Annotated in this window: 20 protein-coding genes; 10 read left to right on the plus strand and 10 right to left on the minus strand. The window is 42.8% G+C overall.

Features of this window, described 5'->3' with window-relative positions; translation table 11 throughout:
* The first annotated feature begins 24 nt into the window (after nucleotides 1–24).
* From ACMXYT_RS10990 to ACMXYT_RS11015, 6 genes are all read left to right on the plus strand, one after another.
* Nucleotides 25–3,000, plus strand: a complete 2,976-nt coding sequence (locus ACMXYT_RS10990) for a DUF3857 domain-containing protein (RefSeq protein ID WP_415911436.1) — start codon at nucleotides 25–27, stop codon at nucleotides 2,998–3,000.
* 160 nt (nucleotides 3,001–3,160) lie between these two features.
* The gene (locus ACMXYT_RS10995) at nucleotides 3,161–3,460 is read left to right on the plus strand and encodes a hypothetical protein (RefSeq protein ID WP_415911437.1); all 300 of its coding nucleotides are present in this window, start codon (nucleotides 3,161–3,163) and stop codon (nucleotides 3,458–3,460) included.
* Nucleotides 3,461–3,515: 55 nt separating this feature from the next.
* Entirely contained in the window at nucleotides 3,516–3,812 is a 297-nt protein-coding gene (locus tag ACMXYT_RS11000; RefSeq protein WP_415911438.1) for an antibiotic biosynthesis monooxygenase family protein, read from the plus strand.
* 30 nt (nucleotides 3,813–3,842) lie between these two features.
* The gene (locus ACMXYT_RS11005) at nucleotides 3,843–4,541 is read left to right on the plus strand and encodes an esterase/lipase family protein (protein ID WP_415911439.1); all 699 of its coding nucleotides are present in this window, start codon (nucleotides 3,843–3,845) and stop codon (nucleotides 4,539–4,541) included.
* 121 nt (nucleotides 4,542–4,662) lie between these two features.
* Nucleotides 4,663–5,022, plus strand: a complete 360-nt coding sequence (locus tag ACMXYT_RS11010) for a hypothetical protein (protein WP_415911440.1) — start codon at nucleotides 4,663–4,665, stop codon at nucleotides 5,020–5,022.
* Nucleotides 5,023–5,146: 124 nt separating this feature from the next.
* Nucleotides 5,147–5,485 carry a zinc ribbon domain-containing protein YjdM gene (locus ACMXYT_RS11015; protein WP_415887586.1) on the plus strand — a complete coding sequence of 113 codons (339 nt, stop codon included), beginning with the start codon at nucleotides 5,147–5,149 and terminating at the stop codon, nucleotides 5,483–5,485.
* A 78-nt stretch (nucleotides 5,486–5,563) separates the two neighbouring features.
* Here the strand turns inward: ACMXYT_RS11015 and ACMXYT_RS11020 are convergent, their stop codons facing one another.
* The 5 genes from ACMXYT_RS11020 to ACMXYT_RS11040 form a co-directional block, all read right to left on the minus strand.
* Nucleotides 5,564–5,944, minus strand: coding sequence for an NUDIX hydrolase (locus tag ACMXYT_RS11020; RefSeq protein ID WP_415911441.1), 381 nt, complete (start codon nucleotides 5,942–5,944; stop codon nucleotides 5,564–5,566).
* A 78-nt stretch (nucleotides 5,945–6,022) separates the two neighbouring features.
* A complete protein-coding gene (locus tag ACMXYT_RS11025; protein WP_415911442.1) occupies nucleotides 6,023–6,370 on the minus strand; it encodes a Fis family transcriptional regulator in 348 nt (115 codons plus the stop codon).
* A gap of 57 nt (nucleotides 6,371–6,427) precedes the next feature.
* Nucleotides 6,428–7,717 (minus strand): hypothetical protein, encoded by a 1,290-nt coding sequence (locus ACMXYT_RS11030; protein WP_415911443.1) that lies wholly within the window; start codon nucleotides 7,715–7,717, stop codon nucleotides 6,428–6,430.
* Nucleotides 7,717–8,535 (minus strand): outer membrane lipoprotein-sorting protein, encoded by an 819-nt coding sequence (locus tag ACMXYT_RS11035; RefSeq protein ID WP_415904075.1) that lies wholly within the window; start codon nucleotides 8,533–8,535, stop codon nucleotides 7,717–7,719. Before ACMXYT_RS11035 ends, ACMXYT_RS11030 begins: the two co-directional genes overlap by 1 nt.
* Nucleotides 8,528–11,098, minus strand: a complete 2,571-nt coding sequence (locus tag ACMXYT_RS11040) for an efflux RND transporter permease subunit (protein WP_415911444.1) — start codon at nucleotides 11,096–11,098, stop codon at nucleotides 8,528–8,530. The genes ACMXYT_RS11035 and ACMXYT_RS11040 overlap by 8 nt, the downstream gene beginning before the upstream one ends.
* A gap of 355 nt (nucleotides 11,099–11,453) precedes the next feature.
* On the opposite strand from ACMXYT_RS11040, the gene ACMXYT_RS11045 reads away from it, so the two are divergent.
* The 3 genes from ACMXYT_RS11045 to ACMXYT_RS11055 all read left to right on the plus strand — a co-directional run bounded on the left by ACMXYT_RS11045 (nucleotide 11,454) and on the right by ACMXYT_RS11055 (nucleotide 14,273).
* On the plus strand, nucleotides 11,454–11,738 hold the full coding sequence (locus ACMXYT_RS11045; RefSeq protein WP_415884646.1) for an ArsR/SmtB family transcription factor: 285 nt from the start codon (nucleotides 11,454–11,456) through the stop codon (nucleotides 11,736–11,738).
* Between the two features lie 130 nt (nucleotides 11,739–11,868).
* Nucleotides 11,869–12,270, plus strand: coding sequence for a hypothetical protein (locus ACMXYT_RS11050; protein ID WP_415911445.1), 402 nt, complete (start codon nucleotides 11,869–11,871; stop codon nucleotides 12,268–12,270).
* A gap of 155 nt (nucleotides 12,271–12,425) precedes the next feature.
* Entirely contained in the window at nucleotides 12,426–14,273 is a 1,848-nt protein-coding gene (locus ACMXYT_RS11055; RefSeq protein WP_415911446.1) for a methyl-accepting chemotaxis protein, read from the plus strand.
* Nucleotides 14,274–14,347: 74 nt separating this feature from the next.
* On the opposite strand, the gene ACMXYT_RS11060 is transcribed toward ACMXYT_RS11055, so the two are convergent.
* Nucleotides 14,348–14,647 carry a DUF1330 domain-containing protein gene (locus tag ACMXYT_RS11060; protein ID WP_415911447.1) on the minus strand — a complete coding sequence of 100 codons (300 nt, stop codon included), beginning with the start codon at nucleotides 14,645–14,647 and terminating at the stop codon, nucleotides 14,348–14,350.
* A gap of 129 nt (nucleotides 14,648–14,776) precedes the next feature.
* Between ACMXYT_RS11060 and ACMXYT_RS11065 the strand changes: the two genes are divergently transcribed.
* The gene (locus tag ACMXYT_RS11065) at nucleotides 14,777–16,057 is read left to right on the plus strand and encodes an MgtC/SapB family protein (RefSeq protein ID WP_415911448.1); all 1,281 of its coding nucleotides are present in this window, start codon (nucleotides 14,777–14,779) and stop codon (nucleotides 16,055–16,057) included.
* Between the two features lie 62 nt (nucleotides 16,058–16,119).
* On the opposite strand, the gene ACMXYT_RS11070 is transcribed toward ACMXYT_RS11065, so the two are convergent.
* The 4 genes from ACMXYT_RS11070 to ACMXYT_RS11085 all read right to left on the minus strand — a co-directional run bounded on the left by ACMXYT_RS11070 (nucleotide 16,120) and on the right by ACMXYT_RS11085 (nucleotide 21,700).
* Nucleotides 16,120–16,815: a response regulator transcription factor gene (locus tag ACMXYT_RS11070; RefSeq protein ID WP_415898701.1), complete on the minus strand. Its 696-nt coding sequence runs from the start codon at nucleotides 16,813–16,815 to the stop codon at nucleotides 16,120–16,122.
* Nucleotides 16,812–18,320, minus strand: coding sequence for a sensor histidine kinase (locus ACMXYT_RS11075; protein WP_415898702.1), 1,509 nt, complete (start codon nucleotides 18,318–18,320; stop codon nucleotides 16,812–16,814). The genes ACMXYT_RS11070 and ACMXYT_RS11075 overlap by 4 nt, the downstream gene beginning before the upstream one ends.
* A gap of 54 nt (nucleotides 18,321–18,374) precedes the next feature.
* Complete coding sequence (locus ACMXYT_RS11080) at nucleotides 18,375–18,776, minus strand: hypothetical protein (RefSeq protein ID WP_415898703.1); 402 nt, start codon at nucleotides 18,774–18,776, stop codon at nucleotides 18,375–18,377.
* A 182-nt stretch (nucleotides 18,777–18,958) separates the two neighbouring features.
* Complete coding sequence (locus ACMXYT_RS11085) at nucleotides 18,959–21,700, minus strand: GNAT family N-acetyltransferase (protein ID WP_415898704.1); 2,742 nt, start codon at nucleotides 21,698–21,700, stop codon at nucleotides 18,959–18,961.
* Nucleotides 21,701–21,999: the final 299 nt, after the last annotated feature.

The raw sequence follows: 21,999 nt of genomic DNA on the forward strand, positions 1-21,999 counted from the left end.
GGATAAATTTAAAGGACTAAAACGTTGCCCGTAGTAAATTCTAAAACCCCAAATTGGCTAAACTCTTTCTTTGCTTTTTTTTGCTTAATCCAAGCTCATTTGTGCTTAGCAGAAAGCGATATCAATGTAGCGCCTTACCCTAACTGGGTTACCCCTCAAGCCTTACCCAAAACAGATGATATTCCCCTAGACCACATTCAAAATGGAGTTCATTACCTACTCGTAGATGCTCAGATATCGGTAAATCCTAAGCAAGAACCGCACTACTTTTATCACTATGCAGAACACATAGTGAATCAGGCCGGCGTGGAAGGTAGCTCACAATTAAACCTAGATTATGATCCCAGCTACCAACAAATCGTATTGCACGACCTACGTATCGTGAGAGAGTCAGAGGCAATCGATAAAACAAAAACAGCGCTGATGAAGCTCATCCAACGAGAAGAAGATATGGATGATCTCATCTATAACGGGCGTACAACGCTTAATATTATTCTCGACGATGTCCGTATAGGCGATACTATTGAATACAGTTATTCAATCATCGGTATGAACCCTGTATTCCAAGGCATCTTTGCTTACCGTCACAATGTAAATTGGGCTGTACCAGTAGAACAACTTTATCTGCGTCTGCTTTGGAATAAACCATCAAAGCTTCAATACCAGCTAGAAAAAACCAACATCAACGTAACTCATACCAACACCACTAAAGGCAGTGAGTATGTTATCCAAGCAAACCAATTGCCCTCGATTCAAATAGATGAAGGTGCTCCATCTTGGTTCTCTCCTTGGGGGCGGGTCTATTTTAGTGAATTAAAATCTTGGGGGGATGTCGTCAATTGGAGTGAAGAACTATATACCAATGCGATTAAAGCTGATAGCAATACCAATCAACTCATAACAGATATCAAAAACAAGCACCCTGAAAAAGATGCCCAGATTTCAGCTGCCCTCCGCTTCGTTCAGGATGAAGTTAGGTATCTAGGTATTGAACTTGGGCAAAACTCTCATTTACCGAATGCCGCACATGAGACGCTTCAAAATCGCTATGGTGACTGTAAAGACAAAGCCGTTCTTCTCTTAACCCTACTTGAAGGCCTTGGTGTGGAAGCCTCTCCAGCTCTCGTTAATACCGAGGAAAAACTGGATAACGTGTTGCCAAGCATCCATGCATTCAATCACGTCATTACCTATATGGAACATAATGACAAAGGCTACTGGCTAGATCCTACTCGAACCTACCAACATGGCAGCATCGATACTATCCACCAGCCTGATTTCGGTCATGCGCTTATTCTAAAAACAGGCAGTAAAGACCTAACCCCGATGCAACCCGATCAATCGATGCATGGAACATTCGTAAAAGACACCTTTACGCTATCATCGGAGCACGGTGCCTCATTTACCTCCATAACAGATTTTTACGGCTGGAACGCAGAACGCGAACGTAGCCGTTTAGAGGAACAAGGCAGAGATAAATTCCAAGAAAACTATCTGGAATTTTTTAAGTCTTACTATCCGAGCATTAACACCGAGAAGCTTATTGAACACAATGAGCGCCCTCTATACAACGCGTTAACATCAACGGAAAATTACAAAATTCCAGACTTTTGGCAAGAAAGCCAAGATAAACAACGTATCGAGGGGGATTTTCATCCCAATTTGATCTCGCCTTATCTAAAAGTTCCTGATGAACTGGAACGATCGCATCCCCTCTATTTAACTCACCCACTTCATTTAGAACAGACTATAACGGTCAATTTTGAAAAGGATGACTGGAACTTTAATAATGAATATTTTGCTGAACGAAATCCATTTTTCACATTCACAACGGATATCAAATTTGTACCTGAAAATCAGCAGTTGATCCTGACTTACGGTTACCAAAGTAAAACAGATACTGTTTTGCCTGAAGACTACCCGGAGTATCTTCAAGCACTAAAAAATACAGCTAATTATAAATATTTTGGTATTCAACGACCGATCGTTTCTGGTCAAACCAGCACAGAGGCAACTTGGTATTCGGCTTACTTGACCCCAACCTATGTCATCATCGCCTATTTATTGCTCTACGTATTAATCTTAGTTCTGTGGTTACTTGATAAAGATAGGAAAGCTAAAGGGGACTCAATCTTTTATCCCGTCTCTGCAACAAAATTAACGATAATGTGGGTTCTCACATTCGGATTTTATGGTGCCTTTTGGTTCTATCGAAACTTCCGTTATATCAAAGAAATAGAGAATAACGCGTCAATGCCTGTCGCGCGTGGCATTTTCTTCAGCTTTTGGTATTACAGTCTGTGGCAAAAACTAAAAGAAGACTGTGATGAAAGATTTACCTGCTCCCATCTTCCGAGCCGTTCAATCGTCACCGTTTTAGCTGTCGCTTTTTTTGCCTCTATATTCGTAGGTAATGCGGATGTACTCATGGTCCCTTCGTTACTAGTGAGTGCTGCACTTGTATTACCTTTAGCGAATTATATTCAATTCGTTAATGGCCAAGATTCCGCAAGCCTAAAAACAAATTCAAAATGGAAAATTCGCCATATACTCCTCGCAATTCTCAGTCTGCCTCTCTGTGTTCTATCAGTAGGCTCTGAGATCGGTTTTCTGCCAAGCGAATCAGTTATAAAAGGCGACAAACTATGGTCATCAGATATCACAACAATGCAAAGACGAGGCATTATCAGTCCAGGTGATACTATCGAGTATTTCTATAGCGATGCGTTTTTAACCATCGGTGATGACGGTAATGGCTTTACCCAACGTCACGTTTTCTCTTACTGGAAAAATGAGGATGGTTCAGTTGAACAACAATTGGCTGAATACAGCCATATTCAAGACATTCAGATCCAGTGGAATACAGAATTTGCAGGGAACTCTATAGTCACAATTGTAAGAGAAGATGGTAGTCAATTTTTACTGTTTGTTGCTAACGCCGAACGCAAAGATAAGGTTTTTGTCAAAAAGCTAAAAGCGAACTGGATTCGTTATAGATAACCTATATTTGAAGTTGTTTAAGCTCGAGTTGTTTAAGCTCGAATAGAGGGATGACATGGAATATCCTCACACTGAATTTGTTACTTTAATCTTAAGCGCTGCGACTATTAAGTTTTATGAATCGATCGCTTCAAATATATTGTTGTAGGATAAAGTCGCTATGATCTTTGCAGAGATAGCATCCGATATTAGCTACTACGATATCTATCCCAAGCTGCTTCAGCTTGTGCAACAGGCATTCTCAAATGTTGAGTCTGGGGTACAAGGTGATGCTTGGATTTGGATCTATGAGGGTGAAGAAAAGGTCGCTCTAGATACCTTTACCAGTATGCGCTTTCAAATTAAGTCCGATAGTATTAACTGCCTTTTGGTACAGAAAGTCATTTCGAAAATAGACGAACACTACGAACTTTATATTTACGATGAGCCCGAGTTAGAAGGTGACGAAGATACGTTTTAACTCTTAAAGCTAATCCTCAAAGTTGTAGTATGACGATAAGAGATCGGAGATAAAAATGGTAAGAGTCGTTTATCGTTGGCAGGTTCCAGTAGAGAACTTTGAAGAGTTTAAAGCGATCTGGACCGATACAACCAATCATATTCATGAAACTGTTAACGGTGCCCTTGGTAGTTTTATGCTGAAGTCCGTTGAAAATGAAAACGAAGTGATCACCATCGCAAAGTGGGACTCCCTTGAATCCTGGAAAAATTTTTGGGGAAATAAAAACCCAGAACAGATGCAGAAGATGAGAACACTAGGCAAACGTATATCTGCGGATGCATACGAAGAGATAGAAGACTATACCCGCTAGACCAATTAAGGATGATATGGACTAATCAATATGAAAGGACTATTGGCATTTTTCTTACTCGCTTTTTCCATCAGCACTCAAGCCTCTTGCGTGATTCTAATTCATGGCCTCGCCCGCTCCTCTAGCTCGATGGAAACGTTAGAAGAACCTTTGATCAAAGAAGGTTTTCTACCGATTAACATCGACTACCCTTCCAGAGATTATCCGATAGAACAGCTTGCCGAATTAGCCATTAAACCGGCACTAGGTCAGTGCCCTAAGAACATGAAGGTTAATTTTGTAACTCATTCCCTTGGTGGAATTTTAGTTCGCCAATACCTAAGAACTCATGAAATAAACAATTTAAACAGGGTTGTTATGCTTGGGCCACCCAATAAAGGAAGTGAAATTGTCGATAAGCTTGGCAAAGTTCCAGGGTTTCATTTTATCAATGGTGACGCAGGCCTACAGCTAGGTACTGGAGAGCTAAGCGTTCCAAATACTCTCGGCAAAGCAAACTTTGACGTAGGGATTATAGCCGGTACCCGTAGTATAAATTTGATATTGTCCACACTGATCCCAAGCACAGATGATGGCAAAGTTTCAATCGAAAACACAAAGCTCGAAGGCATGAACGATCATATAGCAATGCCTGTCACTCACCCTTTTATGATGAAAAACAAGAAAGTAATCGCTCAAGTGGTGAACTATTTAAAGAACGGTAACTTTGAGCATAGTAAAAACCTCTGATCTACCTAACAGCTAACATTTGCATGTGAAATTCAAAACACATATATAGACTAAAACGTTTGAGCGATGGTAGGTCACGCTCTGCGGCACTTCTAGCAATGATGATAAGGGAATTATCGAAATGAACATGGTTGGATATCTACTAGCAGCCATTGGTTTATACGCACTTTACACAGATGGTATCGTTTTAGGCTGTGCAATATTTTTCATCGGTGGTCTTCTCGCCGGCAAGCTATTTTTCTGCTTACGCAGCCTTGGAGTCATCATCATTGCAGCCACTGTTGCACATGGCTATCACAATAGCTTCACCCCAGAAGTGTTGTTTTGCCTTGCTGTAGGCGTATTTTTAGCCACCTTTAATCGAAATCGATCCTCACGGAATAACGACGGTGATAACGGCTGGGGGATTGATTTTGATTTTTCATCTTCAGGATCAGATGGAGGGAGTTGTGGCGGTGACTCCGGTGGTGGCGGTGATTAATCCTCTAAAGGAGAGCCATCTCAATTAACTGGAAAATTTCGTAATATCGGCGGTGTAAATCACTCGCTTAGTTTTCTTATAACTATTACCATTCACACTCAACTAATTTAAAGAAGTAGAAAGTATGTCTTTACCACCTTGCCCTGAGTGTAATTCTGAATTTGTTTACCAAGATCAAGAGCTATTGATCTGCCCTGAATGCGCTCATGAATGGAACCCTGCTGAAGCAGATGCTGAAGAGGACGTCTTTGTTGTTAAGGATTCCAACGGCACCCAGCTAGCTGATGGCGATAAGGTGACTTTGATCAAAGACCTTAAGGTTAAGGGCAGCTCTATCGTTTTGAAGATCGGTACCAAAGCGGTAATCAAACGTATCGTTGAAGGTAAAGATCACGAGCTTGACTGCAAAGTAGATGGTGCAGGCGATATGATGGTGACAGCTAAGTTTGTAAAACGCGCTTAATTTTATTACCTACCAGCGCTCCATCTGCAGGCTGAAACCCTCAGCCTGCTCAAAGGATTATGCATTATTAGATGCTTCTCACATTAACTCAGCAGCTACTAAAGCTTTTTTATCCGCTTCGCTGATACTTAAATTGTGACTAGGCTTAACCCACTCAACATCTTGCGCCTCCAGTGCCATCACCTCTCCAGCCCATTTATCAACTAGGTAATAATGCAACATCTGATCAGGCGACGCTGCAAATGGATGCGAGCCTAAAAACTTATAAGATAACGGTATAACTGAAAGCTCTTCCTCTACCTCTCTCTTCAAGGCTTGTATGTGGGATTCGTCTGGTTTGATATGCCCACCCGGTATATTAATAGCTGCTGTTCCAGTTTTATCATCAGCCCAGCGATGTTCAAATAAAACTTGGTCATCCGTCGTTAAAACAAAGCAAACACAATCTTGTACTGACACAGAGATCTCCCCAAATAAAACTGAGGTTTGTACGTAAGAAATAACAAATTAGAGCTATTTATATGGGTAGAAGGAGCTTCATAAACGACTAAGCCTTAAATTCCAATCTCCGCCACAAACTTCTTCGCAGGCTTCTTCTGAATCAAAAATAATCTGTTGGGTGGGCTTATTAAGCTTTACACCCGCTTGAGCCAGCTTCTCGGTGATTAAACTTTTTAAAAACTGATCCTCATGGGCGTTTCTAGCAAGCGTTAGAAGTGATTCATCATCAAAGACAGCAACAACCTTTAGCGATTCTGGGTAACGAGAAAAATCCACTTTATGAGTGACCCAGCAAAAGCCTGGTACTGATTCCAACGCAATATCACAAACGTCGGTCAGCGTTTCACGAAGTGTTTTTTCTAGTTTTTTATCTGATTTTTTCATGTGGCTTATTCGAAATAACCATAGCATCTAGGAAAGATGATCATAACTGATTTAGCATTAATAACCCCACCTGATCCTCGCATAAAGATTAGATGCATCTTCAAACTGACCGAAGAATGTATGTGCTTCTTGACCACCAAAAAGATTCGCGCCAACGATCAGTTGTAACTCATCACTGAAACGATATTTTGCCGAAGGTCGATGATAGTAATCATCATCTGTCGGTGAATAAAAACTAAACCAACCGAGTGTTAGATTATCCTGTAAAGCCCGATAACTTAGGCGTAGGGTCCATAGCTCTCGGTTCTGATCAGATCGATAAGGTGAGTTGCCATCATTAGCAATCAGCGCGGCATAATCTTGTGTGTGTTCAAGATAATACTGCAGCCCTACTGTAAATTTCGGCAATAGCTCCTGCTCATATCCAACTAGAAAGCGCACTTGGTTATTGGGTAGCAGCGGATTTGATCCTTGATCGTCTTCACCCTTATACCAAGCAATTTCACCGTGCCCTATTCCCTTCCCAATATTCGCTCTTAAGCTTGCCCCAACAGCTTTTAGTGGCGAGAAATAGGCATGGCCTTGGACGTTCAGTGTATTGGGCTGTTTCCAAAAACCTCTATAGGCATATAAAGCCCATTCGGTATTACTCGCTCCCCATTGCGCATTCCCATAGAAACGCGCCGCGAATTCACCGTTTGAAAAGTTCTCTTGGGGATAATCCGAAACCAACGTAGATTCAGGTGAGGCTACCTGCTGACCAGCCAAAGGTGAGAAATAGGAATAACGCTCACCGTTAATAAATTGATCATTAGTAAAAACAGGCGTCCAAACCAGATCTAAATTCGCTTTATTACCATAATAAGCAAGTTTGATGCTGGTCGATGGCGCTTTTAAGTATTCATCATCGCGCCCAGAAAAAAATGACTGCCAATCCTTTGCAAATAGATCATTCAGGAACAACAAATCACCCGTTCCCCAAGTTAATACCTGATGCCCTAAACGTAGATCCAACGAATCACTGAGTTGTAGATCAACCAATGCTTCCCTTAGATTAAATTCAGTCGCTCCTTCCACCCCATCAGTGTAGAGATCGGCTTTGAAGCTATAACGGTTATCGTTCGAGAAGTATTCTGTTTCTACCCGTCCTCGAAGTTCAGTAAGGGTTTTATTTTCATCTAGAACAGGATCATTGTTTAATCGCCCACCTGCACCCATTTCGATAAATCCGTGCCACTGAAGGGTTTCACTCGCCTCTTCGTCCCAATCGCTTTGCTCCCAATCATCAGCTTGAGCCACAAAACTAACGGCTATAAGACCTAATAGAAATAAGCTTGCCCGAAACATCACTTCCTCCGAAGCCACTGGCGAGGTGGCTTACGTAATGAACGTTCTGAAAACACCGCTTGTTCCATACCTAGATCATATTTCTGATAACGGAACTCCATGATCGTTTCAGCGCCACTACGCAGATCCATCGCCTTAGATTGGATTACGGTGATATAGCCTTGAATCACGTCGCTTTTGATTACCTCAATGCGGCGATAGAGCTGGCCGTTATCGTCGAGATATTCAATTTTTTCCGGCAGATAATTTTGTTTATTTATCCATGTGGAATAACTACTAAACTCAACCTCTGCAGCTTTTATAGGCGTACTTTTAATTTGATAGTAGCTTTCACCTGTTTCGATCAATTGATGGGTATCTTCTTCGATACCACGTCCAGATACATCCTCATAAAAGAAATGTGAGCCAACAAAGCTAGTTCGTTTATCACCAGCAGAGATACGTTTAACCAAATCTAGCCCTGGAAGATATAACCAACGGTCATCATCCTTACCGGGAGTTTTAGCAACTAAAAACGCTGTATTTCTCACATCTGATGGGCGGCTAAAGACAACCAGAAAATCCTGCTTACCACCATCCTGCCTATCTCTTCTTAAAATCGTAAACTGACGTTTTTGCACTCGGCCTTGGCTGTCTTTTATCAACATCCGAGCTTCAGAGCGGCCGTCATCACCGGCGTAATATGCTGTTAAATTCGCCTTTGCAACAATCTCGTTCGCATCCGTTAAATCTAGGGCCAACGTGTTGGTCGCATTAGCAACTAACACAGAGAACAAAGCCACAAAGAGCGTTGTTTTTAAAAAGTTAGGTTTATACATTTTGCTTTTCCTCTGTGGATACGCTTCTCTTTGGATCACCAAAAAGTGAGGCTTTATTGCTAATCAAACGGATAACGGCTGGCAGTAAAATCACAGTGACAATCGCAGAGATGCTCATAATTAAAGCCAAGAAAAAACCAACTGTGATGTAAGGCACCAACGGTGCGAAGAGTAAAGGGGTAAATCCAACCGCGACCACGACCGCATTGCGACTAATCGCTCTAGCAGGCCCTTGATAGACTTCATTAACTGTCTTCGGCCAGTTGCCAGTACGTCGATAGATAGCACGGCAGCGCTCCAAAAAGTGAATAGCGAAATCGACCGACAAACCTAGGGTCAACGCTGAGAGAACGGCGATCGGCATGTCATAGTCCTTGCCGATAAAACCGATCAGACCATAGATAAATAGGATGGTAACCGTGAGCGGTAACATAGCGAGCAGACCGATCTTTATAGAACGAAACAGCACAACCATCATCAACAACACCATGAAGAATGCGCTAATCAAGCTATTCAACATGCCGTTTACCATCTGCTCTTGCCAAACGACATTAATGTAGGTCAGACCCGCCCAGTTCATCTCGACACCTTGCGGTAAAGGGTTTTCAGATACAAAGCGATCGACCAGCTCAATTACTTGGCTCATATCTTGGTTATCACCGCTACTAAGCTGTAGCCACAGTAAAGTGGCATCGTACTCAGGTGTAACCATGTGCCAAAGATCGTCAGGTCGATGGGACGATTGAAAACTCAAGACCGTTTGAGCGGCCGCAGAAGCATCAGCAGGCAATTTAAACTGATCATCCTCCCCACCTCTTAATTCACGATTCACCGTTTTAAGTAAAGTACCTAGAGAGTTAGTTTTACCCACCAGTTCGGTTTGATCTAAGTAACTCTGTAGCTGATCTAGATACGCTAAACCTTCAGGTGAAAGAAAATACTTTGCCTCTTGCTGAGCTACTTCGACTTTATCTAGCAAACTTAGCCAAAAGTCTTCATGAACAGGGTCATCAAACGATAGATCATCGAATGCAAGGGCTAGCGCCTGTAAACGTTTACTCGGTGAATACGCCTGCGTCTCTGCTCGCAGCTGAGTTATTTTCAGCATTACCGCCTCTGGCAACGACTGGCTTGTTAGCTCCTGCCAAAACGATTCACCTAATTGTTCAGACGGTTTCTCCAGCACAAGGTATGCATTATAAGTCCCTGCAAAATGAGCGTTCATAACCTGGTCGGCTATACGTAGGCGGTGATCCTCTTTAAACCAACGCACTGGGTTATCGTTAATTTGAATGGTACTTACACCATAAATCGATAACGCTGATATCAACGCAAAAACAATTAAGATCCCCTTAGAGCGGTTGGTAGAGAAACGCCCCGCAGCGCTCATTAGCCAACTTAGTTTTTGCGATGAATCCTCTCTAACCGAATGATCTTTAAGCACTTGTAAACGCTGTGGCGATAGACTCACGATAAATGCTGGCACAAGAAAAACAGTCAGAACAAAGGCCAACATAATGCCAAACGCAACGTGCAGGCCAAAAACCTGTACAGGTGGAATCGGGGTTAACGCTAAAGAAGCAAAACCCACTGCAGATGTAATCGATGTGTATAGCATCGGTGTGAATAGATGACCTAGTACCTCCTGTAACGCCTGCTTAAGATCTTCCCCCGGTTTATATCTATCAGAAAATTCAGAAAGTAAGTGCACCGAATCTACGACAGCAATAGGCATCAAAAAAATAGGGATCATCGAACTCATGATATGTACTGTATGGCCCTGCCCGATCAATACGCCCATAGTGATAATCACCGTAGCCATAGCGACCAGCATAGGTGCAGTAATCAGTAGTAGGGAACGGAAGAAAAACCACATCAACACAAAAATCATCAAACCGGCTAAGGGTGCAGAAATGGCCATTTGGATAAACATTTCAACACCAAAGGTATCTTCTGCAACAGGCAAACCCGCAATATGAAATTCGTTACCTGAATCTGGATACTTCAGTTGTAACCCATCAATAACCGTTTGAATTTCATTCGCTAAACGGTAGCTTTCTGACTTATCAATGATTGGAATATAGATCGCCGCCGCTTTGGCATCGGCCGATACCAAGGTATTTTTTAACAGAGGGAGGCGCTCGACCGCGCCTTGAATTGTGTCTACTTCAAGTTGAGTTGAAGGGGGAGTTTTCATCATCCATTCAAACAAGATTGCGCCATCCTGCTCAAATGACTGGCTGATGTTATCAACCGTGTTTAAAGCCATTAGATCTTGACGAATAACCCCTTCCATCGAATCAACTGATGTTGAAATATCATACAGCACAGATAGCGTTTCAGGGTTATAAACCCCCTTTTCCTGTAGGGAGTTCACAATCCCGACCACAATCATGTCGTATATGCCAAAACGCTGTTTTACCTGATCATGGTACACACGGTCAATCTGGTCGTGAGGCAGCATGTTTTCTGGGTCTGTATCAATTTTAATGTTTGAAATTGGCAAAATTGCTGTAAAAACAAGCATTAAGATCAAGCCAAAAACAAACTTAGATTTCTGCATTGGTAAGACCAACCAGCTAATTTTTCTCCTCATTTTCCCTCTCAATTCGACCAAAAACCATTAATATTAGACTATACTAATATATAAAAGAAATAATAGTCAAATTGCGAATATAAGGTGATCAGGGTATGATTCACTCCGTTATAAAAAATGCACTATTCATAACTATAAGTTGATATAAAAATCGACAGAAGCTGCAAATTGGGGATGAAGTCTGGATTAAGTCAAACAAATGAACCGAAGAGTTCGTAGACTAATCCTTTGTGAGCCCATAGATAAAAACAATACAGCGCTTCGGAGTGTTAACTTGAACGAGACCAACAACGCGACCTTAGATCCGGAAACATTGGAACTTATGAGAACCAATGCCGGCAAGGCTGCAAAATTGATGAAAGCGCTAGGCAATGAAAGTCGACTACTCATCCTATGCTACCTGGATGGGAAGGAGCTTTCAGTTACTGAACTGAATAATTGCCTAGATTTAAGCCAGTCTGCTTTATCCCAGCACCTGGCAGTACTAAGGAAAGATGGATTAGTGAAAACCCGTCGGGAATCACAAACCATCTACTATTCCCTACAAGGGGACACTGCGAAACGGATCATTCATACCTTGCATGAGATGTTCTGTGCTTCTCTTTAAAATAAAGGCCGCTTAGCGGCCTTTTTTTATCCCTCCAGTACACTACTCACAACAGTATTTCCTTGCTTTTTATCACACCTCAAGTCAACCTAGACTTTCCAGCCAACGGATTGAAAATGCTTTAACACTTATGGACTTACTGCCGGGAAAAGCCCTCTCAGACCTTTTTAACCACGCGACTAAGTGGCTTACTAACCTCTACCGCGCCAACGAAGCACGCAAGCAAGAATCTATCGTTGCTCTTAGAAGTGTAATCACCGCAGCACGTGAGACCGCAGTCTATATGCGTCAGTTAGATGATTGCGGCAAACGAGACCATAAAACAGAACGCCACCTGTCTCTGCTATGGACCAAACTTGGCTTTACCCTAGAAGACCTCGGGATCGATAAGTTAGCCAAACGCTGCCAAATCAATGGAAAGCATTGGTCAAATCCAGATCACTATTCCCCTACCTTTTTGAAAAAAGCCGACATCAGTCTAGATAAGATGGAAAAGCTAGCCCGTTCGCTGCTAACACAACTCAATTCCTAAGCTTTAAAAGCGTACTTTTGTTCGACCTTTCTTGTTTAAAACATCACCCAGAAAAAACCTCCTACAATTTTTTGGCAACTTCTCCATTCTCTGACTATATTCAAATTCATTACAGTTTTGTGACATGGAAGTAAGCCCACGACAAGGAGGTAGTTATGTCCATTCGCCGCGCTTTTATTCTTGTTTCCCTTTTAGTCATCGTTGCTATGGCAGCAATGACTTGGATGCTCTGGCAAACCAGTAGCCGAATTTCTGGTTTGGGTCAGCAATACGCTGTAGCCAAGGGCCTCACCAACGACATGTTAATGCTACGTCGACACGAAAAAGACTTTCTCTTACGCAAACAGCTCAAATACGTGGATAAGTTTGAAAAACGTATTGCTCTTATGCGTAACAATATCGACTCACTAGCATCGCAATTAACCTACGCCCCAGAAGTTCAAAAAGACTTAGGCACAGCACAACATCAACTCGATATTTACCAACAAAAACTGATCGCACTGGTAGAGCTCGATAAAAAAATTGGCCTTGATAAAGACAGTGGCTTACGCGGAGCTTTTAATCAGGCAGAAAGAGCGCTCCAACAGAAAGTAGCCAACACTGGTGATAGCCAAGCGATATCAAAGATATTGAACCTGATCTTGTTAGAAAACGACTTCCAAAACAGTTACGACCTCAACTCAAAAACTCTACTGCGCGAAAGCCTAAAAAATACTCACAGCTATATGCAGCAAGTCAATCTGCCTGCTGCAGACAGCGTCAAAACTTTTGAAGATACCGCCCATGCCCTTGCCGAAGCGCTCCAGCAACGTGGCTTAGACCAAAATTCAGGATTACGCGGTGAACTTCGCAGCAGTATTCATGAAGTAGAATCTATATTTGGGGGCATCTACACCGACCTTGAAGGTGCTATTTCTAACGCTTTGCATAGCTCACGAATGCAAGGCGTCGGCATGGCAACAGCCCTCACAGCGATCATTGCCGGCTTGCTCTTATGGCAAACCTTCCGCGTACTTAATCGCTTACAAACGGCTAATTCTAAAATGTCCAATATCAGTCACGGCGGTGGTGACCTCACCCAACATTTAGATCTCCCAGGTCAAGATGAAGTGACCGAACTTGCTCATTCGGTAAATGATTTTATTGATACCACAGCAGGGCTGGTTCGCGAGATAAAAGAGAAAGGCGAGACAGTAGAAAGCAGCGCACATCATTCCGTTGAGCTAAGTAAACGCTCCCAAACAGCTATTGAGGAGCAGCGTAATAATACATTAGCGGTGAACCAAGCCGTGCAAGAACTCGTCACTGCAGTAGAGCTAATTGCATCCAGCAGTACCCAAGTTCAAGACAGTGTTAGTAGTGCTGATCAACAGATGAATGAAGGTAGCCAGATCATGGCTGAAACCCACCAACAAATGGAAAAATTAACTGACAATATCAGCCGAAGCAGCGACCTAATGCATTCCCTTAGCCAATCTAGTACTAAGATCGGCAATGTCATTGGCGTGATCAGAGATATCACAGAACAAACCAACTTACTCGCCCTCAACGCTGCAATTGAAGCAGCCCGAGCAGGCGATAAAGGCCGAGGATTTGCGGTAGTAGCCGACGAAGTAAGAACATTGGCGCAACGCACTCAAAGCAGTACGGTAGAGATTGAATCGATGATCGAAACACTGCAGCAGCATGTCACAGAATCTGAAGTAGCCATGCAAAGTAGCTTGAAGCTCAGCGAAACGATGAACAACTCCATTGGCGCAGCTAATTCAACTATGCAATCCAACAAAGATGCCATGGATGAGATTCGTGAAATGGTGATTCAAATTGCAGGGGCTACCGAGGAGCAGATGTACACAGTCAAAGGCGTAGAGGATGCTACACAGCGGATATCCTCCTCTGCTGAGCAACTACTGTCCGACTCATGCGAGAGCTGCAGGAACTGCGAGTGTTTAGAAACCCAAGCCCATCAGATGCGCGAGGACGTCTCTAAATTTATTGTGTAATTGAAAACGACTTGGTCTAGTCAGCCCCCAGCTGGCTGGATCAAGTTCTTGCTGAAGCAATAAAGGTAAAGAACCTAATCGGAACAACCTTGAGTCAAGATAACATTCACCTCAGCACAAGACTGCCTTAACTCTCGCCAAGGCCGATATTCATCAGAGTCATACCAAGCTTTAAACAACTCCACTGATGGGAATTCTTGAACAACAATCAGATTACTATCCCAACTACCTTCTAATACCTCACCGAAATCGCCTTTGACTAAAAACTTACCGCCGAATTTTTCCAATGTTGTCACGTGTCCTACCACATACTCATAGAACTTTTTCTTATCGTGAATTTTGACAATATTCACAATGTTGTAAGCTTTAGACATCTAGAAAACTCCACTTATCTTGCACAGGGTTATAAAGGCTCAGGGATTAACAACTTAAACCTTACCCTCTTTTCTTTCTTATTGCTCTGTAAACTGGCGATAACCCTGAAACTGACTCAATATTTAATTATGGATGTTTCGTTTTTCTCTACACCAATCAATCTATTTTGGTCCCTTCTTATTGCCTTGGCTCTAGGCTTGATCATAGGCATTGAACGAGGATGGTCTCAACGCCATCGCTCTGAGGGAAGCCGTATTGCAGGAATTCGTACCTTTGCTTTGACTGGGCTATATGGCGGTTTATGTGCTGCACTTGCCAAGGATTTTTCAAGTTGGCTACTTGGGTTCGGCTTAATTCCGCTGATTATTATTCTCGCCGTCGCCTTCAGTATCCGTCATAAAGAGAGCAACACCGTCAGTATCACGGGCATTGTAGGCCTATTAATTACCTATACGCTTGGAGCACTCGCCGTGTCTGGGGAGCCTGTTATTGCCTCTGCAGCCGCCGTGATCGTAGCGTTGATTCTGGATGGTAAGCCCGAGCTGCATTCGGCACTTCATAAGCTTGAAGAGTATGAACTTGACGCTGGCTTAAGGCTGTTATTAATCTCAATCGTCTTGCTACCGATCCTGCCTGATGAGGGCTATGGCCCTTGGAACGCAATTAACCCCTATGAGATCTGGTGGCTGGTCGTACTGATCGCCAGCATTTCTTTTCTAGGCTATTTTGCAATCCGTATTGGCGGGACTCGTCGCGGCATTATGTTCACATCCGTTTTTGCAGGGTTAAGTTCTTCAACTGCATTAACGATCCAGTTCTCTAATCTCTCTAGGGAACAACAGCCCCTATGCCCTCTACTAGCAAGCGGAATTCTGTTCAGTTGTGGAACAATGTTTCCTCGAATTCTAATGGTATTGCTCGTCATCAATGCACCACTAACATATCAGCTATGGCCCTCTATGCTCATTATGATGGTTGGTTTCTATCTTCCTGCGCTCTGGATATGGCTTAAATACAGCGATGGAGAAACGAACAATATCAAAACTCAACGTAATCCATTAGCGCTAAGCTCTGCGGTTTTCTTTGGGTTTGTCTTAATGCTGGTAATGCTGCTCTCACAAGCACTAACAGAATGGTTTGGAGATACAGGAACACTGCTTTTATCAGCCATCGCAGGTTTAACCGATGTGGATCCCATTACTCTGACACTAGGCAGGCAGACACCTGAATCGATAGACGTAGAAATTGCTTTAGCAGGAATATTTATAGCGGCTACAATGAATAGCTTAGTTAAGATGCTGATCGTAATATTTGCCGGTGACAGATCCTTATCGATTCGAACAGCGCCGGCAATGCTTGGCGCCATATTACTTGGCGCTCTGACTATTTATGCTACGCATCTAGCATAAGACCACACAAGGTAATTAGGGCAACACGAGGAACATTTGGGAATAACTATTCCCCATCAAATTTATCCGACGCCTTTTAATTTATATCCAATTCCATAAACCGTTTGTACGATTCTGGGAGCTCCTAAATCTTTTTCCATTTTTTGTCTTAAGACCGAAAGAAACTGATCCAAAGTTCGGCTATTAGGTAGGTAAGCTCTCCCCCAACATTTGTCCAAAATTTCATCTTTCGATAGTACTCGCCCTCCACTTGCGTGAAGCATCTGTAAAAACTCAAGTTCACGCTTACTCAAGCAGACTTTTTCATCAACATAGCTTAGTAGCATACAGTCAACATCAACGGTTAACTCACCTAGTTGAAATATTTTCGATTGTGCAGGCTGTCTCGATTTAAGGTACTGTTCTCGCCGAGCCAAAGCAGTGACTCGTGCAATGAGCTCATCAGGGTTAAAAGGCTTTGTCATGTAATCATCAGCACCTAAGCGAAAACCTTCGATCTTATCGACTTGCTCATCAAATGCAGTAAGAAGAAGCACTGGCTGAAATAAGCCTCTTTCACGCATAACTGCACAGAGCTCTATACCGCTAAGATAGGGCATCATCACATCAAAAATGCATAAGTCAGGTTTGTATTCACCAAGCTGATACAGTGCATCTTTACCATTTTTCACGGTATGACATTCAAAACCTTCTTTTTGTAATAACAGCGCCAAGCCTTGGTTTAGATGAAGATCATCATCAGCAATTAATACTTTCATTGGCTTTCTTCTATCGGCAATTGAATGGTAAAAACGGAGTGCTCTACATTTTGGTAACTTATCTGACCACCTGCACTTTCTATAAGCTGTTTTGTTACAACAAGGCCAAGACCAAACCCTTCTTCGCTTTTAGTTTTCTGGGGATCATATTGAAACAAACTTGTTTGGCGCTCTGCTGTGATGCCGTCCCCGCCATCTCTGCAGGTAATCATCAAGCTATCGTTTTGTAGCAAAAAATCCAGTTGCGCGGGCTGGTTCGGCGCGTATTTAGTAAGGTTATCAACGAGATTTACAACCGAGCATTCGAGGGCTTCACGAGCTACTGTCACCATAGCTGTACATTGAATATCAATGGTCAAATCGATACCACTATGTTTCAGTCGTGGTTCAAAAGGATTAATCAGTTGATGGATAAAAGGCTCTATATCAAGGGTCTCGAGTTTAGGCTTACTCACCAGATCAGCATGTTCGAATAATATGGCGTTATTTAAAAAGCGTCGCATACGAAAAAATTCAGCATCAAATACATCCATATAACCCAATGTTTCTTTATGCGACTCACTTCGGCGAACAAGATCTGAATAAAGCCTCAAATTTGCTAGCGGCGTTTTAAACTCATGTGCAACTAATCTCAAAAAATCAGTCTTTCTTTCATTTTCTTTAATAGAGCGTCGCTGTGCCCAAAATAACCAAGCTCCAAGCCCTAGCATGAGTACAATTAGAGGAAATAAGATGGCTACATATACAGGTTGAAGGTGTTGTGTGTCGGCATTGAGAGGTTGATATATAAGTTGCCAATCGATAAAAATTCCACTTAAGGGCCAAGTTAGATTGGCACCGTGCTGTTCAAGGTTAGCCTTTTCTTTATGATTTTGTGAAACTGAACTTAACTGCAACTGATCACTTTGATCAATTCTAGGTAAAGCACCTTCCAACTCTTCTGCTAACCATCGCTGCTTAAGCAAAACACAGTAATTTAATTCTGATTGCCAACAATGTAACAAGCGAAGATCTGAAGAATAGCCTAGCGATAAAGTAATAGACTCAGACGCTAAAGAAATATCTTGTATTTGCTTTTCTATAACGGCTTCAAACTGATCGAGTAGATATTGCTCTCGTGGCAATGCTTGGATTTTATCAGGAGGAAAAATTCTGTTTAGTTGCTCATCGTAGATCAAAGTTAAATCGATAGCACCGTCGCTCATCACCAATTTTCGGAGATCATGACGACTACCATTTTTGGACTCAATCGACTCTCTTACTTTACGGAAAGCACTCTCTATCTCTTGAGCAAGCTGGATTTCGATTGCCTTCATCGTCATTTCCTGACGATACTGTGATTCTATTTGTTTTAAAGCGGTCTCTTGATTAAGAGCTTTTACTCCTAGTAAAGCCAATGTTATTGTTGAAATGAGCATTAACAATAAAAGTGCCAAATTTGGCGATGATATCCCTCTCATTTTATCTAAAGAAATCCCCTCAAAAAGGAGACAGGTTTTTACCACCTGCCTCAAGCGCTCATCAAAAATCAGATTGAGCCTTTTAAAACTGAGGTTTGTTTATATACCGGATGAAACGGGATAACAAATGTAAGTCACAAAGAGTAAGAAGGCCCACAAACCTATTTCTAAGGTTTCTGTAATAGGCTGTATCCTCCGAATTGCCCCATAAATATGCACTACTAACATTAATGTGAAGACGACAGCCAACATATCAAATGTGAACTGCAAACCACCCTCTGTATAAGCACCTTTGAGGATAAAAAACTCAACTACTAATATAAATGCGCCTACACAACGTCCGAAGTATTCTGCTAGATCAGTGTCTTCAGGAACCCTCCACATCATCAACTTAGCCCAAGTCAGAGGCACAAAAAACAGCGGGAGTGCAAAAGTAACCGTGGTTATCGATCCCAACACCCAAAGATAAGTTAAAGCGAACTCCGAATACTGCCCTAGCATTTCAATTTTCCTTATTAGAATTTTGAAACGTAGGCTAATCGCATTTAAAAAGAAGAATGTCAGTTAATTGTAAGGATTAGATTGAGAAGTCTAATACTTTACGGCTAAAAATTAGGAAGGGTAGTTTCGATACAGTCACCCCAGTTTCCACTGGGGTAACTAATAAACAATCAGTTGCTTTATTAATGAGGTAACTGAAGGCGCATGCGCTGCCAATCTTCTGTGGGTGTATTCAACATCATTTTCATATCGACTACGTCTTCTTCAATATTGAAGCTGTTCTCAAAACCTAATTTTTTAGCCAAGTTTTGCATGCCTTTGTTGTTCGGCAGTGTCGATCCAATAATCTGCAATGTTCCTCGGCTGCGACAGTAATCAACAATTTTGCTCATCAGGGCAACACCAAGGCCTTCACCTTGAAGATCATCACGGATTACAACACTGAACTCAGCTCTAACGTTATCGGCGTCGGTCACCGCTCTTACAACCCCTAGAGTTTCCATCTCTTTAGAACCTTCACGTGGAACAGAGATGATAAATGCCATTTCACGGTCGTAATCAATTTGAGTCCAGTTCGCTAGTTCCTGATGGGTCGGTACACCACGGCTGTAGAAGTAACGCAGACGGATAGATTGCGGGCTAAGCTTGTTATAGAACTCGAGATGGTTTGGTTCATCTTCACCACGAATCGCACGCATGATTGCCTTGCGGCCAGAGCGCTTCAATGTGATCTCTTCGGTGAGATGTTCTGGATAAGGAGAGATTGAGAGATCCCCCTCATCTACTGAAATTGACACAGAAACATCTGTCGCCAAAAGACCGGCCTTATTGACCAGTAGCGGGTTAATCTCTAAACACTTAAGGTTTGGCAGATCAACCACCATTTCTGAGAGATTCAGCAACAATTTGCACAGTTGCTTCATATCTTGCTCAGGGCGATAGCTGTTTTCTTCGATTATTTTACAGATACGCGACTGACGAATGAGCTGATGCGCCAGGGCCATATTTAAAGGCGGTAACATCACATGACGGTCCGAAAGCACATCTACAGTATGCCCACCAGCGCCAAAGACAATGACGGGACCAAAGGTAGGATCTCTGGTAATACCGACATTGATCTGTAGCGATTGGAAACCGCGTTTCATCTGTTGGACACAGAACCCCATCTGCTCTTCAGGACTGTAGGTCTCGCCTACGCGGTAGGATAGCTGGGTAGTTGCATGCTCAACTTCGGCTAGAGAGAAAAGATCCTGTGCAACATCCTTCCAACGCTGGCTACCCTGCGCATCATAGCTAAATGGATAGACATTATGAGTGTGTAGTGCTTTTACCCTAACCGAGTTCTCAATGTTTCTCGAGAGCTTAACCACATCGTTAATATTATCGCTGTAGTAAGTATTCGAAACCGGGATGTCGTATAGATCTAATAACGCACAAGCTTCTTTGTGCTGTAAATAGTCTCGGTTTTCCGCTAAGGCGTTTTGGATTAGATCTCTCGCCTTAATGTGGTTGGGTGTATTTTGCTCAATATATGGAGGCGGCGTTTGACGCATCACCTCTTGGTTACGGCGAAACTCAACCATATACATAAAGGCATCGATAGACTCTTCTGGTGTTAAGAAGGTTGGGATACCTGCAGTGTTACAGCGATTTCGCGCTTCAATCGCAGTTGCTCGGCCCATGAAGCAAGTCAATACATTACGTGGGGTTTTCTTAGCAACTTGAATAACCTGTTCCGCGGTTTCAACACCAGGCGCAAGTCGCGTCGGTGCATGTACCATCAGAACCGCATCTACATTTTTATCTTTGGTGAGCAGGCGCACAGCCTCAGCAAAACGCGCAGGGTCAGCATCGGCGTTCAGGTCTACCGGATTGGATCGATCCCAATGCGGCGGCAGGATTTCAGCTAATGCTTCTACCGTTTCCTCAGTTAAATGGGCTAGTTGACCTTTCTTATTCAAAAGGTGTTCCGTCGCCAGAGCATTAGGCCCCGTGCCATTAGACACAATCGCCAAGCGCTCACCGCGCATACGTTTCATGTGGGTTAGGGTCTCTAACGCGTTAAATAACTCATCAGAGGTTTCGACACGTACAACACCCGCACGTCGCAATGCAGCATCGTACACCTGATCATCATCATAAATACCAGGTGCGAGTTCTGTACCAGACTTTTCACCACTAAACGTATCGTTTTTAAGTACCAATACCAATTTGTTTCGCGATGCAGAACGAACAGCCGATAAGAAGTCTCTAGCAGAGCCATCTACTCGATTGAGCTGTAATAAAATCGCATGGGTATATGGGTCTTGAGCGAGATAATCGATCACCGATGGAAGATCGACATCGGCACCGCCACCTAAGGTAAGGAAGTGAGAAAAGCCAATCTCCTGACCAGTTGCCCAATCGATCATGGCCGTACCTAAAATACCGGACTGCCCCACATAAGCGACCTTTCCTTTTAGGATATTCACATGGGAATAGCTGGCATTCATATTATGACCAGGTACCAACATCCCCATACAATCTGGCCCTAGGATTCTGATGCCGTAAGGCTTAGCGGCTTCTCTAACTTGATCACGCAGGGTCTGGTGATTTTCATCTTCAATAGATAGACCACCAGTTAAGATCATGGCTGCTTTGACCATACTCGCACCCAGTGCGCGAATGATGTCTGCGACGGTTTCCGGTGGTGAACAAATTATGGCTAGCTCGGGCATTTCGGGTAGTTGATTAAGTTGGCTATAGCATTTAATGCCATGAACTGTGTCATACCCTTGGGAGTTAACTGCGTATAAAGATCCTTTAAAGCCGCTTTCTTGTAAGTTTTGAATAACCACGCCGCCCATACTATTTTCGCGGGCAGAGGCACCAAATACAGCGATAGATGCTGGTTTAAAAAAGCGTTTAAGATATTTTGTAGACACGCCAGTAATCCCTCGTAAACGGATAGCTTGCAGTGTACTCCCTTTTGCACTGCAGCAAAACAAAAAATATAGACCAAGGTCTTATAAAAAAGAGCATTTTCACTACTTATGAGTTAGATCAATTTTTGTAGTGACAGCCGACTGGTTACTAAGTTTCCAGCTTTAAACGTTTTTGCTATCAAAATGGGCTTTTTAAAACCCTGCATCCATTTCAACAGATAGTTTCGCAGCGCTCAATAGGGCTAACCATGGGCTGTTGGCTTAATCCTCATGATTTCTAAAACTTGGCACTTCCGTTG

The sequence above is a fragment of the Neptuniibacter sp. QD37_11 genome (assembly GCF_047778105.1).
In the GTDB taxonomy this organism is placed as follows: domain Bacteria; phylum Pseudomonadota; class Gammaproteobacteria; order Pseudomonadales; family Balneatricaceae; genus Neptuniibacter.